15 protein-coding genes are annotated in these 14819 nt (G+C 74.1%); 13 read left to right on the forward strand and 2 right to left on the reverse strand.

Features of this window, described 5'->3' with window-relative positions; translation table 11 throughout:
- Window positions 1-85 precede the first annotated feature (85 nt).
- Window positions 86-1585 carry a choice-of-anchor A family protein gene (locus AC4IJH_RS38675; protein WP_490856672.1) on the forward strand — a complete coding sequence of 500 codons (1500 nt, stop codon included), beginning with the start codon at window positions 86-88 and terminating at the stop codon, window positions 1583-1585.
- A 7-nt stretch (window positions 1586-1592) separates the two neighbouring features.
- Here AC4IJH_RS38675 and AC4IJH_RS38680 read toward each other — a convergent pair whose 3' ends face one another.
- On the reverse strand, window positions 1593-2069 hold the full coding sequence (locus AC4IJH_RS38680; protein ID WP_490856673.1) for a heme-degrading domain-containing protein: 477 nt from the start codon (window positions 2067-2069) through the stop codon (window positions 1593-1595).
- Complete coding sequence (locus AC4IJH_RS38685; RefSeq protein WP_490856674.1) at window positions 2066-3187, reverse strand: Gfo/Idh/MocA family oxidoreductase; 1122 nt, start codon at window positions 3185-3187, stop codon at window positions 2066-2068. Before AC4IJH_RS38685 ends, AC4IJH_RS38680 begins: the two co-directional genes overlap by 4 nt.
- Before the next feature lie 55 nt (window positions 3188-3242).
- On the opposite strand from AC4IJH_RS38685, the gene AC4IJH_RS38690 reads away from it, so the two are divergent.
- The 12 genes from AC4IJH_RS38690 to AC4IJH_RS38745 all read left to right on the forward strand — a co-directional run bounded on the left by AC4IJH_RS38690 (window position 3243) and on the right by AC4IJH_RS38745 (window position 14713).
- Entirely contained in the window at window positions 3243-4421 is a 1179-nt protein-coding gene (locus tag AC4IJH_RS38690) for an ROK family protein (RefSeq protein ID WP_490856675.1), read from the forward strand.
- A gap of 142 nt (window positions 4422-4563) precedes the next feature.
- On the forward strand, window positions 4564-5319 hold the full coding sequence (locus AC4IJH_RS38695; protein ID WP_490856676.1) for a hypothetical protein: 756 nt from the start codon (window positions 4564-4566) through the stop codon (window positions 5317-5319).
- A gap of 131 nt (window positions 5320-5450) precedes the next feature.
- Window positions 5451-6209 (forward strand): GntR family transcriptional regulator, encoded by a 759-nt coding sequence (locus AC4IJH_RS38700; RefSeq protein WP_490856677.1) that lies wholly within the window; start codon window positions 5451-5453, stop codon window positions 6207-6209.
- 158 nt (window positions 6210-6367) lie between these two features.
- A complete protein-coding gene (locus AC4IJH_RS38705; protein WP_490856678.1) occupies window positions 6368-7489 on the forward strand; it encodes a TIGR03364 family FAD-dependent oxidoreductase in 1122 nt (373 codons plus the stop codon).
- A complete protein-coding gene (locus AC4IJH_RS38710) occupies window positions 7483-8187 on the forward strand; it encodes a phosphonatase-like hydrolase (protein WP_490856679.1) in 705 nt (234 codons plus the stop codon). The genes AC4IJH_RS38705 and AC4IJH_RS38710 overlap by 7 nt, the downstream gene beginning before the upstream one ends.
- 1 nt (window position 8188) lies before the next feature.
- Window positions 8189-9343 carry an ABC transporter ATP-binding protein gene (locus AC4IJH_RS38715; RefSeq protein ID WP_490856680.1) on the forward strand — a complete coding sequence of 385 codons (1155 nt, stop codon included), beginning with the start codon at window positions 8189-8191 and terminating at the stop codon, window positions 9341-9343.
- A gap of 85 nt (window positions 9344-9428) precedes the next feature.
- Window positions 9429-10466: a 2-aminoethylphosphonate ABC transporter permease subunit gene (locus AC4IJH_RS38720; protein ID WP_490856695.1), complete on the forward strand. Its 1038-nt coding sequence runs from the start codon at window positions 9429-9431 to the stop codon at window positions 10464-10466.
- Window positions 10453-11250, forward strand: a complete 798-nt coding sequence (locus AC4IJH_RS38725) for an ABC transporter permease (RefSeq protein ID WP_490856681.1) — start codon at window positions 10453-10455, stop codon at window positions 11248-11250. The genes AC4IJH_RS38720 and AC4IJH_RS38725 overlap by 14 nt, the downstream gene beginning before the upstream one ends.
- Window positions 11251-11282: 32 nt before the next feature.
- Window positions 11283-12356 carry a 2-aminoethylphosphonate ABC transporter substrate-binding protein gene (locus tag AC4IJH_RS38730; RefSeq protein WP_490856682.1) on the forward strand — a complete coding sequence of 358 codons (1074 nt, stop codon included), beginning with the start codon at window positions 11283-11285 and terminating at the stop codon, window positions 12354-12356.
- A 195-nt stretch (window positions 12357-12551) separates the two neighbouring features.
- The gene (locus tag AC4IJH_RS38735) at window positions 12552-13331 is read left to right on the forward strand and encodes an HAD-IIA family hydrolase (RefSeq protein ID WP_490856683.1); all 780 of its coding nucleotides are present in this window, start codon (window positions 12552-12554) and stop codon (window positions 13329-13331) included.
- Window positions 13332-13452: 121 nt separating this feature from the next.
- Window positions 13453-14043: a hypothetical protein gene (locus AC4IJH_RS38740; RefSeq protein WP_490856684.1), complete on the forward strand. Its 591-nt coding sequence runs from the start codon at window positions 13453-13455 to the stop codon at window positions 14041-14043.
- Window positions 14033-14713 carry a class F sortase gene (locus tag AC4IJH_RS38745; RefSeq protein WP_490856685.1) on the forward strand — a complete coding sequence of 227 codons (681 nt, stop codon included), beginning with the start codon at window positions 14033-14035 and terminating at the stop codon, window positions 14711-14713. Before AC4IJH_RS38740 ends, AC4IJH_RS38745 begins: the two co-directional genes overlap by 11 nt.
- Window positions 14714-14819: the final 106 nt, after the last annotated feature.

Consider the following 14819-nt stretch of genomic DNA (forward strand, 5'->3'; position numbering starts at 1 on the left):
CGCCCCCCCCCCCCCCCCGCCGGTTCGGGCGAAGCGCGGCGTGGGATCATCGGCCGTGCGGCTGAGAAGTCGCATAGTGCCACATATGGACGTAAAGAAGGCCAAGAGGTTCAAGGTGTCGGTGTACGCCGCGGCCGGCGCGGGGACCGCTGCGCTGCTCGGCGTCTTCGCCGCCATGGTGTTCGCCCAGCCGCTGCCCGGCGGGCTCGGCCCGTGCCTGGGCAGCGCCTGCCCGACCAGCCCTTGGGCGGATCCCAACAACGGCTCCGTCGCGGGCCGGGACGAGAACATCAACGTCTTCGTCGGTGGCAACTGGACGGTCGGAGGCTCGGCCGCCGAGGCCGAGGGCAAGCTCGTCACGGTCGGCAACTTCACGGTGAACAAGCCGGGCAACTCCGGCATCTACAACGTCGGCGTGGCCGGCGTCGGCTCGCGCGTACCGCCGCCCAACGGCTCGGACTTCCTCACCGTGGGCGGCGACCTCACCATCAAGCAGGGGCAGCAGATCCTCGCGGAGGAGGGGAGCGTCAGCGGCAAGGTGAAGTACGGAGGGACGCTGAGCGGCACGGTGCATCCGCCCGCCGAGCGGGACCCGGCCGCCATCGACCCGTACCGGAACCTGAGCGCCAGTCTCACCGGGGCCAGCACCTGCTACGCCTTCGACAAGGGCGAAGGCCGCGCACCCACCGGGACGGCGGTCAACCAGGGCTACCAGACGACCTTCACCGGCGACGGAACCTCGCCGATCCAGGTCTTCAACGTCGACTTCGACATCGCCGGCCCCAACGGCGGCGACCAGGGCATCGCCTTCAACAACATCCCGGCCGGCGCCACCATCCTGGTCAACATGCTCGGCGACGCCCGCACGATCAGCACCTACATCGGGCACGACCTGCAGCCCGCGGGCATCCGCGAGCGGCTGCTGTGGAACTTCCCGACGGCGAGCACGGTGACCATCAAGGGCAGCGCGCAGTTCCAGGGGGCCGTGCTGGTCGGCAACCAGGCCAGTACGACGACGGTGTCCGTGCCGGGCATGAACGGCCGCTTCTTCACCACCGGTTCGCTCAACCACGTCTCGTCCGCGGGCGCGGAGCTCCACGCCTACCCGTTCACCGGTGACCTGCCGAACTGCGAGCAGTCGCCCACCGACTCGCCGTCGCCGACTCCTACGCCGACGCCTACGCCCACGCCCACGCCGACCCCGACTCCTACGCCCACGCCGACCCCGACCCCGACGCCCACGCCGACCCCCACCCCCACCGAGCCGACTCCCACGCCGACTCAGCCGACCCCGACTCCGACGGAGCCCACCCCGACTCCGACGGAGCCCACCCCGACCCCGACGGAGCCCACCCCGACCCCCACGCCGTCGCCGACCGAGCCCACGCCCACGGTGACCCCCGGCCCCAGCCCGACGCGGTCCGCCACTCCGGGGCCGGTCACCGGCGGGACCACGGGAGGCGGTCAACTGGCCGACAGTGGCGGTGAGTTCGGTGATCCGCTGCTCATCGGCGCGGCAGCCGTCGCGGTCGGCAGCGGCGCGGCGCTGGTCCTGATCGTCCGCAGCCGCCGTACGCGGGACTGAGCCGGGGCTACCCGCTCTGCTCCACGAACCGCTCCAGGGCCTGGACCACCAGCGCGTGGTCCTCGCCCTGGGGCAGGCCGGAGACCGCGACCGTACCGATGACGCCGGTGCCGCGCAGCCGCAGCGGGAAGGCGCCGCCGTGGGCGGCGTAGCGGTCGGGGTCCAGCCGGGAGGCCTCCTCGAAGGTGCGGCCCTTGGCCCGGAAGCGCGCGCCGACCAGGTAGGAGGAGGCGGCATAGCGCTCCACGACCCGGCACTTGCGCTCGATCCAGGCGTCGTTGTCGGCGCTGGTGCCCGGCAGCGCGTAGTGGAACAGCTGCTGGGCGCCGCGCCGGATGTCGACCGTCACCGCGGCGCCCCGCTCGCGGGCGAGGTCCACCAGCAGCGAGCCGAGCCGCCAGGCGTCGTCGTTGCCGAACCGCTCCAGCACCAGCCGCCGCTCCTGCTCCTGGAGCACCTCCACGTCCGGTATCGGCGCGCTCACGCGTCGGCTCCCTGGATGCGGACGGTGACGCCCTCGGCGGCGGAGCGCCTGGCCGCCTCCAGGACGCGCAGCGCGGCGGCGGCCTCCATCGCCGACACCGGCGGCTCGCCGCCCTCGCGCAGCGCCTTCGCGATCGCGGCGTAGTAGGCGGGGTAGTCGCCCGGCAGGGTCGGTACGGGCTCGCCGCCACCGGTCTGCGGCGACTCCCCCGAGCCGATCCGGCCCCGGGCCGACGCGCACTCCACGCCCCAGTCGGCCCCCTCCCCGCCCGGCCGCCGGCCCTCGCGCAGCGCCGCCTCCTGCGGGTCCAGGCCGTACTTCACATAGCCCGCCGCGCTGCCCAGCACCCTGAAGCGCGGGCCGAGTTGGGCGGTGGTGGCGCTGACCCACAGGTGGGAGCGGACGCCGCTGGTGTGGCCGATGGCGATGAAGGTGTCGTCGTCGGCCTCGGCGCCGGGGCGGCGCACATCGGACTCGGCGTACACCGAGGCCGCCGGGCCGAACAGGGTCAGCGCCTGGTCGACCAGATGGCTGCCCAGGTCGTACAGCAGCCCGCCGATCTCGGCCGGGTCGCCCGACTCGCGCCAGCCGCCCTTGGGCTGGGGCCGCCACCGCTCGAAGCGCGACTCGAAGCGCTGCACCTGGCCGAGCGCGCCCTCGTCGATCAGCTTGCGCACGGTCAGGAAGTCGTTGTCCCAGCGGCGGTTCTGGAAGACCGACAGCAGCAGCCCGCGCTCCTTGGCCAGCGCGGCCAGCGCCTCGGCCTCGGCGGCGGTCGCGGCCAGCGGCTTGTCGACGACCACCGGCAGCCCGGCCTGGAGGGCGGCGGTGGCCAGCGGCACATGGGTCTTGTTGGGGGACGCCAGCACGACCAGGTCGAGGTCGGCGGCCCTGTCCAGCACGTCCTGGGGCGTGGCGACCGTACGGACCTGGGGGTGCTCGGCGCGGGCCTGCTCCTGGCGCTCGGGGGAGGAGGTGGAGACGGTGTCCAGGACCAGGCCGTCGGTGGCGGCGATCAGCGGGGCGTGGAAGACCGAACCGGCCAGGCCGTAGCCGATCAGGCCGACGCGCAGCGAGCCGGCCGGACCGGCGCTCGGGGTACCGGGGAAGTCGTTCATGCATCCACTTAAGCAACGCTGTTGCCAAAGTGCAAGCGGTACGGACAATGGAGGGGTGACCAGTAACGACGCCTTTGCCGCCGCCCCCGCAGGGGCCAATCTGACCGCGCTGCGCGGCCACAACACCGCCCTGGTGCTGGGCATGCTGCGCGCGGCGGGCCCGCAGGGCGTCAGTCGCCTGGAGCTGGCCGCGCACACCGGCCTCACCCCGCAGGCCGTCAGCAAGATCACCGCGCGGCTGCGGGACGAGGGCCTGGCCGTGGAGGCGGGCCACCGCGCCTCCACCGGCGGCAAGCCGCGCACCGTATGGCGCCTGGTCCCCGGTGCCCGGCTCGCCGTCGGCCTGCACCTGGACCGCGACGAGTGCACCGCGGTGCTGGCCGACCTCGCGGGCGAGCCGGTGGCCACCCGTACCGCCCCCCTCGCCTTCGGCGCCGGCGCGGCCGCCGTCCTGGACACCGCCGCCGCCCAGGTCACGGCCCTGCTCTCGGCCGCACCCCGGGAGCGGGTCCTGGGCGTCGGCGTGGCCTGCCCCGGACCGCTGGACCACAGCGCGGGCGTACTGCACCGCGTCACCGGCTTCCCGCACTGGGACGGCTTCCCGCTGCGCGCCGCCCTCGCCGAGCGCCTGGACCTGCCCGTCGTCCTGGACAAGGACACCAACGCGGCGGCCCTCCCCGCCGCCCAGGACGAGCGGCCCGGCGGCTCCTTCGCGTATCTGCACCTCGGTACGGGCCTGGGCGCGGGCCTCGTGCTCGGCGGCGCGCTCTACCGGGGCGAGCGCACCGGCGCGGGCGAATTCGGCCACCAGATCGTGCAGTTGGACGGACCGCGGTGCGACTGCGGCAAGCGCGGCTGCATCGAGGCGCTGTGCCTGGCGGCCGTGGCACAGGGCCGCTTCGAGGAGGCGGCCAGGGTGCTGGGGGTGGGCGCGGCCAACCTCGTGGAGCTGCTGGACATCGACCGGGTGCTGCTCGGCGGCCGCAGCGTCGCCGCCCACCCGGACACCTTCGTGGGCGGCGTGGCGCGGGTGCTCCAGGAGCACGCCCGCGGTCGCGGCGAGGGCGAGCGGGTCGAGGTCGCCCTGGTGCGCGGCGGGCGGCGCGCGGTCGCCGACGGCGCGGCCCGGCTCGTCCTGGCCCCGCTGTTCGCCCCGCCGGCCACGCCCTTCGCATCCCATCCGATCCCCGCCCATCCGATTCCCGCCAATCGGATTCGAGCCAATCGGAATTGACGCCAACTGGGCTGTTGGGGCGGGTTTTGACGGTCTGTTGGGCAATACGAGTGGTGTCGGCGGCGATGCGCCGCGCGCGCGTGGCAGGGTCCATGCCACGCAACGCCCCAGCCGACCGAGCAGCAAAGGCACTCGATTCGCCATGCGTCCGACCCGCGTTCTCGCCCTGACCGCCGCTACGGCCGGCCTGCTGCCCGGCGTGCTCTCGGCCGGGTACGCGATGGCCGCTCCGGCCGAGGGCGGCACCGGGTCCCCCGCTCCGGCGTGCGCACGCTCCGACGGGAAGGACTTCCCCATCGACTCTTGGGTGTACGGCGGCCCCGCCCGCTACACCCCGGGCGACGGCTGGCGCACCTGGAACCTCCGGCTGCGCAACACCACCGGCGCCGACTGCTCCGCCGTCCACCCCGTCGCCGTACTGACCGACGAGCACCGCACCCTGCGCCCGCACCACATCCAGCTGCAGTTCCAGGACCCGGCCACCGGTGCCTGGCGCTCGGTCCCCTTCGAGTCCACCGACCGCGACGAGCGGATCGGGGTCCTGGGCAAGGAGGGCGCCCGCGGCGGGAGCGGGTTCGCCGGGCTGTCGGTGCCGGCCGAGGGGAGCGAGGACCTGCGGATGCGGATGCGGTTCGCCGCGGACGCCCCGCAGGAGCGGGTCACCGCCAACATCACCACCGTGCAGCGCCGCGGCGCCGACGGTGAGTGGATCGGCCAGTCCAACGACTACGTCTTCACCATCGGCCGGGCGCCGCAGAGCGCTCCCGCCCCCAAGTCCGGGCCGGTCAGGCTCGCAGAGACGGGCCCCGCGTCAGTGCGCGGGCTCGGGGTCACCGCCGGCGCCTTCCTCCTCGGCGGCGGTGTCCTTGTGGTGGGATCTCGGCGCTTCAGGCGCTGAACCAGCCGCTCCCGCCACCTCCCGAAGGCCCTGCCCGCGCCGCCAACCAGCCGACTTTCCGGCGGCGCCGGCAGGGCCTTCGCGTGCGGCCCGGGAGGGGAGCGGCGGGCGCGGGGTGCGAGGATCGCCGCGTGGACTATCCGAGCGACCAGGCACCGGGCGCACCCGTGCGGGCCGGCATTCCCGAACACGGGCGCATCCCCAAGTACTACGCGGCGAAGGTCAAGATCGCCGAGCTGCTGGAGGAGCTGGGCGAGGGCGAGGTGCTGCCCACCGAGCGCGAGCTGGCGTCGGCGTTCGAGATCTCGCGGGAGACGCTGCGCCAGGCGCTGCGTGAACTGCTGCTGGAGGGGCGGCTGCGGCGGATGGGGCGCGGCACGGTGGTGGCCGGGCCCAAGCTGGTCCAGCCGCTGGCGCTGGCGAGCTACACGGAGGGCGTACGCAAGCAGGGGCTGCGGCCGGGGCGGCAGCTGGTCGGGCTGGACCGCTTCGGGTGCCCGGCGGTGCTCGCCGCCGAGCTGGAGCTCGAAGTGGGCGAGCCCGTATGGCACTTGGAGCGGGTGCTGCTCGCCGACGACGAGCGGGTCGGGCTGGAGAGCACGTACGTGGCGGTGGCGCGGGTGCCGCGCCTGGACGTGGACTTCGCGCCCGACTCGTCCTTCTACGGCTATCTGCACCAGGAGCTGGGGACCGGCTTCGGGGACGCGGACGAGCGGCTGGAGACGGTGCTGGCCACCCCGCGCGAGGCGCTGCTGATCGGGACGCCGGGAGCGCTGCCGATGCTGCTGATCCACCGGCTGTCGCGGGATGCGCACGGGCGGCCGCTGGAGCGGGTGCGCTCGCTGTACCGGGGCGACCGCTTCTCCTTCACCACACATCTGGGGCGCTGAGCGCCCTGCCGGGAGTGCGGCCGGTCGGCTGCGGGCCGTCCGGCGCCGCACTTTGATAACGGAAAGGTAACGGGTCTGGGCCAAGCTTGAGGGCCTGTTCACCGTTGCGTCGCCGTGCCGACCGCCGTGGGTCACCCGTTCCCAGGAGCGTTCCGGGCATGCGAGTCATAGTTGTCGGAGGCGGCGTGCTGGGGACCATGCACGCCTGGCAGGCCGTGGAGCGCGGCCATGAAGTGGTCCAGATCGAGCGTGAGGCCGAGGCCCGCGGCGCGTCCGTGCGCAACTTCGGGCAGATCTGGGTCAGCGGCAGGGCGGGCGGCGCCGAGGTCGAAACGGCCCTGCGGGCACGGGAGTTGTGGGAGGGCATCGGGGAGCGGGTGCCCGCGGTGGGCTTCCGCGGCATCGGGTCGCTCACCCTCGTACGCAACGAGGCCGAGCGGGCCGTCGCCGAGGCCGCCACCCGCCGCCCCGACGCCGCGGCGCGCGGCTTCACGCTCCTGGACGCCGCCGAGGCGCGCGCCCTGAACCCCGCGCTGCGCGGCGCCTTCACCGGCGCGCTGTGGTGCGAGCGGGACGCGGCCGTCGAGCCGCGCACCGCCCAACGGGCCCTGAAGGACGCCCTGTCGGCGTCCGGGCGCTACACCTTCCTGGGCGGGCGCGAGGTGCGCGAGGTGGTGGGGAGCGCCGCGGTGCGCGACGACCACGGCGAGGTGCACCGCGGCGATGCCGTCGTGCTGTGCACCGGCGCCTGGCTCGGCGGGCTGGTGCGCGAGCTGGCGCCCGGCCTGCCCGTGCGGCGCGTACGGCTGCAGATGATGCAGACCGGCCCGCTGGGCGAGGCGCTGACCTGCTCCGTCGCCGACGCGGACAGCTTCCGCTACTACCCGGCCTACGCGGGCGCCGAGTTGGACGCGCTCAACGCCGGGCAGGCGCAGGAGCCGACCGCCGCCGAGCACCGGATGCAGCTGCTGATGGTGCAGCGCGCCGACGGCGGGCTGACCATCGGCGACACCCACGAGTACGAGACGCCCTTCGGCTTCGACGTCGTCGAGGACCCCTACGCGCACCTCACCCGGGTCGTGGAGTCCTTCCTGGGGCGGCCGCTGCCCGCCGTTTGCCGCCGCTGGGCCGGGGTGTACGCCCAGTGCACCGACACGAGCCGGGTGGTGCACCGCCAGCAGGTCGGCGACGGCGTGTGGCTGGTCACCGGGCCCGGCGGGCGCGGCATGACCTGCGCCCCGGCCATCGCCGAGGACACCGCGGGGGAGCTGGGATGGTGAGGCGGCGGCCCGGCCAGGAGCCGATCCGGCTGGTCGTACTGGACATGGCGGGCACCACCGTCGCCGACGGCGGGCTGGTCGAGCGGGCCTTCGACGTGGCGGCGCGGCGCCTCGGCGTGGAGCCGGGCAGCGCGGACCACGCCGAGAAGCTGGCCTATGTCCGCGCCACCATGGGCGAGTCCAAGATCTCCGTCTTCCGGCACCTGTTCGGGCAGGAGGACGCGGCCCGGCGCGCGAACGCCGCGTTCGAGGAGGCGTACGGGCAGCTCGTGGACGGCGGGCACATCGCACCGCTGCCCGGGGCGCGCGAGGCCGTCGAGGCGATGCGGGCGGCGGGCCTGGCGGTCGTGCTGAGCACCGGGTTCGCCCGGGTCACCCAGGACGCCATCCTCGACGCGCTGGGCTGGCGGGAGCTGGTGGAGCTGACGCTGTGCCCGGCGGACGCGGGCGGGCGCGGGCGCCCGTACCCCGACATGGTGCTCACCGCGCTGCTGCGCACCCGCGCCGCCGACTCCGTGGCGCAGATCGCCGTCGCCGGTGACACCTCCTACGACATGCTCTGCGGGCGGCGCGCGGGCGCGGGCATCGTGGCCGGGGTGCTCACCGGGGCGCACGACCGGGAAGCGCTGACCGCCGCCGGCGCCACCCACGTCCTCGGCTCGGTCGCCGAACTCCCTTCGCTGGTCGGGGTGGTGTGAGATGACGGGCGCCGTGGAGTCGGGCATCCGCTTCGAAGGGGTGACGGTGGCCTACGGCCGTCACGTCGTCCTGGACTCGCTGGACCTGACCGTCGAGCCGGGGGAGGTGATGGCGCTGCTCGGGCCGTCCGGTTCGGGGAAGACCACCGCGCTGCGGGCGGTCGCGGGCTTCGTCCGCCCCGTGCGCGGGCGGGTGCTGATCGGCGGGCGGGACATGACGGGGCTGCCGCCCCACCGGCGCGGCATCGGGATGGTCGTCCAGCAGTACGCGCTCTTCCCGCACCTGCGGGTCGCCGAGAACGTCGCGTTCGGGCTGAAGGCGCAGAAGGCGCCGCGCGGCGAGATCGCCGGGCGGGTGGCCCAGGCGCTGGAGATGACCGGGATGACCGGCTGTGCGCGCCGCTATCCGCGCGAGCTGTCCGGCGGGCAGCAGCAGCGGGTCGCCATCGCGCGGGCGCTGGCGATCCGGCCCCGGGTGCTGCTCCTGGACGAGCCGCTGTCCGCCCTGGACGCGCAGCTGCGCTCGGGGATGCTCGCCGAACTGGCCCGGCTGCACCGGGAGTTGCCCGAGGTCTCGATCCTGTACGTCACCCACGACCAGGTGGAGGCGCTGACGCTGGCGGACCGGATCGCGGTGATGGACGCGGCGCGGCTGCGGGACTGCGGTACGCCGCAGGAGCTGTACCGCACACCGCGCACCCGCTTCACGGCCTCCTTCGTCGGCACCGCCAATCTGCTGCCGGTCACGGTCGGCGCGCGGGAGGGCGAAATCTCCTTCGCCGGTGCGCAGTTGAGGGCCGCCGTCCCCGCAGGCGCCGCCCCCGGCGCGAGCGCGACGCTGTGTGTGCGCCCGCACCTCGTCGGCCTGGGCGAGGGCCCCAACGCCCTGCGCGGCACGGTCGCCGAACTGCAGTGGCGCGGCTCCACCCACCGCCTGTACGTGGACGTCGGCGGCCACCGCGTGATGGCCGACGTACGCGAGCTGCGCTCGACGCCGCCGCTGGGCGCCGAGGTGGTGCTGCACTTCGCGGCGGAGGACGCGGTGGTGCTCCCGGCGGGACCGGCCGATGCGGGTCCCGCCGATGTGGGTCTTGCCGACGAGGGGCCCGCCGCGGCGGGCCTCGCTGCAGCGAAGGGGGGTGCGCGCCGTGGTTAGCCGTCGCGTGGACCGCCCGTCGGCCGAGGCCGGTTCGGCGCCGCCGGAAACCGCCGCCGGCGTGCGCGCCGCCGCGGCGGAGGAGATTCCCCGCCGTGGGGGCGAGGGGCCGCTGGGGCGCGGACCGAAGACGCCGTCCCGCCGTGGGGGTGGGGAGTCGCCGGGGAGCGGACCGGAGGAATCTCCCGGCCACGGAGGTGATCGGCCACCGGCGCGGGGATCTGCGCTGGCTTGCGCGGAGGCGCTGTCCGGCGCTGCGGCGGGACGGCGTGGGCGGGCCGGGGCCGGGGGGCTGTGGGTGCTGCCGCCCGTCGTCGCGCTGGGGCTGGTGTTCTTGTATCCGCTCGCGTTGGTGGTGTGGCAGTCGTTCACGCCGGAGGACGGGGGCGGGCAGTCGGCCGCGGCGTACGGGGAGGTGTTCGGGGAGGCGTCGTTTCAGGGGGCGTTGGGGAACACGGTGCTGATTGCGGCGGGGGCCACGGTGGGGTCGCTGGCGCTGGGGTTCGTACTGGCGCTGGTGATCGCTTTCGTGCCGTTCCCGGGCGGGAAGGCGCTGAGCCGGTTCATCGACGTCTTTCTCGCCTTTCCGTCGTTTCTGATCACGCTGGCGCTGCTGTTCGTCTACGGGACCGTGGGCATGGCCAACGGGCTGTGGACGGGGGTGACCGGCGCGGCGAGCGGGCCGCTGGACTTCCTGCGGACGCCCTGGGGCGTACTGCTCGCGGAGATCACGTACTTCACCCCCTTCGTGATGCGGCCGCTGCTGGCCGCCTTCTCCCAGGTGGAGACGGCGCAGCTGGAGGTGGCCTCCTCGCTGGGGGCGCGGCCCTGGCGGGTCGTGCGCACGGTGATCCTGCCGGAGGCGCTGCCCGCGCTGGCGGCGGGCGGGGCGCTGGTGCTGGTGATGGGCCTGAACGAGTTCGGGATCGTGCTGTTCACCGGCGCCAAGGACGTGGTGACGCTGCCGATGCTCGTCTACTCCAAGGCCATCCTGGACGGCGACTACACCGGCGCGTGCGTGGTCGCCGTCGTCAACATCGCGCTGTCCGTGGCCCTTTACGCCCTGTACCGGGCCGCGGTGTCGCGTACGCGGGGCGGAGGTGTGTGCCGTGCTGGTGCATAGCGAGCGGGCCCGCCGGTGGGTGTGGGCCGGATTCCTGCTGCTGTTCCTGCCGCTGTTCGCGCTGCCGTTCCTGGTGATCGCGGCCGCGTCCTTGGCCACCAACTGGAGCGGGGCGCTGCCCTCGGGCCCGACCCTGGAGCACTATCGCGACGTGGCCGCGGGCGACGCGCCGGCGGCCCTGGTCACCAGCCTGCTCACCGCCCTGGCGGCGAGCCTGACCGCGCTGGTGGCCGGCACCTGGGCGGCGCTGGCCGCCGAGCGGCTGCGGCGGCGCGGACGGCGGGTGGTGGACGGGCTGTTCATGCTGCCGCTCGCGGTGCCCTCCGTCGTCGTGGGCCTCGCGCTGCTGGTGGCCTTCTCCCGGCGGCCCTTCCTCCTCAACGGCACCCCGCTGATCGTGATCATCGCGCACACGGTTCTGGTCACGGCCTTCGCGTACCAGTCCGTCACCGCCGCGCTGGCCCGGCTCGACCCCGCGTACGCACAGAGCGCGGCCAGCCTCGGCGCCCGGCCCGCGTACGTGCTGTGGCGGGTCGAGCTGCCGCTGCTGCTGCCCTCGCTCACCGCGGCCGCGGGGCTCTGCTTCGCCCTGTCCATGGGCGAGTTGAGCGCCACGATGATGCTCTACCCGCCCGACTGGATGCCGCTGCCGGTGCAGATCCACGCCGCCACCGACCGGGGCTCCCTCTTCACGGGCGCCGCGCTCGCGGTGGTGCTGATGGCCGCCGCGCTCGTCGTCCTGCTGGGTCTCTCCCGTATCCGCACCCGGGCCGACCACCGCTGAATTCCCCTGCTTCGACAAGGAGTCACCACGTCATGCGCAGCGCTTTCGCGTACGCCAGGCTGCTCGCCGCCGGTACCGGCGCCCTCGTCCTCGGCATCGCCCTGACCGCCTGCGGCGGCACGGCGGGTGCCGACGCAGGCGCCAAGGAGATCACCGTCTACAGCGCCGACGGCCTCAAGGGCGAGAAGGGCGACGGCTTCTACGACAAGGTCTTCAAGGACTTCGAGCAGCAGACCGGCATCAAGGTCAACTATGTCGAGAACGGCTCGGGCGCCGCCGTACAGCGGCTGGTGCGCGAGAGGTCCAACACCAAGGCCGATGTCGTCGTCACCCTGCCGCCGTTCATCCAGCAGGCCGACGGCAAGGGCCTGCTGGAGACCTACCGCCCCAAGGGCTCGGACAAGGTCGCGGCCAAGGACAAGTCCCCCGACGGCACGTGGACCTCCGTCGTCAACAACTACTTCTGCTTCGTCTACAACAGCAAGGAGCTGAAGCAGCCGCCCGCCACCTGGCAGGACCTGCTGGACGACAGGTTCAAGGACAAGCTCCAGTACTCCACGCCGGGCGTCGCCGGTGACGGCACCGCCGTCGTCATCAAGGCCCTGCACGACTTCGGCGGCCAGGGCCCGGCCATGGAGTTCCTCAAGAAGCTCCAGGCCAACAACGTCGGCCCGGCCTCCTCCACCGGCCAGCTCGCCCCCAAGACCGACAAGGGCGAACTCTGGGTCGCCAACGGCGATGTGCAGATGAACTACGCCAACACCAAGTCCATGCCCCACCAGGGCATCTTCTTCCCGGCGGCCAAGGATGGCGCCCGGCCCACCACCTTCGCCCTGCCGTACGCCGCGGGGCTGGTCAAGAACGCCCCGCACCGCGCCAACGCCGAGAAGTTCCTGGACTACCTGCTCTCGCCGCGGGTGCAGCGGCAGGTCTCCTCGGTCGGCGGCGGCTTCACCTCCCGTACGGACATCAGGGCGACGGACGCCAACGCCACCGCACTCGCCAAGATCATGAAGGGCGTGGAGATCTTCGAGCCGGACTGGAACGACATCGACAAGAACCTGGACACCTACATCGACGCCTGGAAGACGGCGACCGGGGGCTGAGCGGCTCACGCCCGGGCGGCGCCCGGGCCGGTATCCGCGGGATTCCCTCGTGATCGGCGGGGTCATGGGTGCCACCTGCTGACTTAGGCTGGGGCTGTCGGCCGTACGTACGAGGCGCGAGTGATGTGCGAGGCGTACGGGCCCGGCCGGCGCCCTGGCAGTCAGGCATGGAACACGCACGGCAGGAGTCCGGCAGTGGCAGAGCGCAAGCCGATCGAGTCATGGCTCACCGATATGGACGGGGTGCTGATGCACGAGGGCGTCCCGGTCCCGGGGGCGGACGCCTTCATCAAACGGCTGCGGGAGTCGGGCAAGCCCTTCCTCGTACTGACCAACAACTCCATCTACACCCCGCGTGACCTGCACGCCCGGCTCTCCCGGATCGGCCTGGACGTGCCGTACGAGTCGATCTGGACCTCGGCGCTGGCCACCGCGAAGTTCGTGGAGAGCCAGCGGCCCCACGGCACCGCGTACGTCATCGGCGAGGCCGGGCTGACCACCGCCCTGCACGACATCGGCTATGTGCTCACCGACCACGCGCCCGATTACGTCGTGCTGGGCGAGACGCGCACGTACAGCTTCGAGGCGATCACCAAGGCGATCCGGCTGATCGAGGGCGGCGCGCGGTTCATCGCCACCAACCCGGACGAGACCGGGCCCTCCCCGGCCGGGCCGCTGCCGGCCACCGGGTCGGTGGCCGCGCTGATCACCAAGGCCACCGGGCGCGAGCCGTACTTCGTCGGCAAGCCCAACCCGCTGATGATGCGGCACGGGCTCAACGCCATCGGGGCGCACTCCGAGACCTCCGCGATGATCGGCGACCGGATGGACACCGATGTGCTGGCCGGGCTGGAGGCGGGGATGGAGACCTTCCTCGTGCTCACCGGGCTGACCGGGGCCAAGGACGTGGACACCTACCCGTTCCGGCCCTCGCACGTCGTGAACTCGATCGCGGACCTGGTGGATCTGGTCTAGTCGAGCTGGGCCGGAGGGGCGCCCCGCGGCCCGGCCGCTCACCCGAACGGCGCACGGCGGGGGCGCAGCGGGTGCGGGCAGGAGCGGCCCGGCGGACCTTCGGAAGTACTGGAGGTTCACCATGCGCTCACCGCGAATCACCCTCTGTGCCCTGCTCGCGGCGTGCGCGCTGGCAGTGCTCCCCGCCCCCGCCGCGGGCGCCGCGCCCGCCGAGGAGGACCCGGACACCATGGCCGGGTCGGTCTGGGTCAGCCCCTCCGCCGTCGCCCCCGGCAGCGACGTGGCGCTGCGGGTCTCCGGCTGCGAGGGTCGCGTGGGGACCGCCAGGTCCGAGGTCTTCGTCGACGAGGTGCCGCTGGCGCGGGTCGCCGAGGGACTGATCGGCGACGCCACCGTCAGCTCCTCGGCCGAGCCCGGCTCCTACGCGGTGTCCGTGGACTGCGACGGCAGCGAGGCGATGGCCGAGGGGACCGTCAAGGTGCTCCCCGCGGCCGCCACCGCCTCGCCGAGCGCCCCCGTACAGGCCGGTGGCGGCGCCATGGCCGCCCGTCAAGCCCCCGCTCCCAGCGCCGGGCAGCGGGCCGACGCCGACCGGGGCCCTGCGGCGGGCACCACCGGGGCCTTCGGACTGGTCCTGGCCGGCGGGGCCGCGCTGATCATCGCCGGGCGGGTACGGCGGCGCCGCGGGCGCGGCGGCGACGGTGCCCGCTGACGGCGCGGCGCCCGCCGGACGCGGCCGCCTGCTGACCGGTCTGGCCTGGGCGGTGCTGCTGCTGGGCCTGTGGCTGTGGGGCCGCAACCTCACCGACGGCGGCCTGACCCAGTCCCCGGACACCGGCGACGTCGCGGCCGTGGGCCGCCCGCCGGGCCGAGAACTCCCGCCCGCGCACCCGCCGTTGGCCGATTCCCCGTCCGTACGGCCGAGCGCGCTCGCCATCGACGCGCTGGGCGTGCGGGCCAGGATCGTGGAGCGCGGCCTGGACGCCGGGGGCGCGGTGGCCGCGCCGCCCTTCACCGACCCCGGCCTGGTCGGCTGGTACGGCGCGGGCCCCCAGCCGGGCGCGGCGGGCGCCGCCGTCCTGGTCGGCCATGTCGACACCGACACCCGGCGGGCGGTGTTCTACAGCCTCAGCAGCGCCGTCCCCGGACAGCGGGTGACGGTGCGGCGCTCGGACGGCACCGTCGCCGAGTTCACCGTCGAGGACGTCACGGTCCACCAGCGCGAGAACTTCGACGCGCGCCGGGTCTACGGCGCCCACGCGCCGGGCCGCGCCGAGCTGCGGCTGATTACCTGCGGCGGCACCTTCGACCGCGAGCGCCGCCTCTACAGCGCGAACATCGTGGTGTCCGCGTATCTGACGGGGGCCCGGCGGGGCGCATGAACGGCCCGGGGCGCCCGGCCCGAGGGCGGTGTCCTGATCCGAGGGGTACGTGTCATTGATGACGCACCGGCCGCGGCCGCATGCTGAGACGGACCGCCGCCGGGGC

The organism is Streptomyces sp. UF-297 (assembly GCF_058245575.1).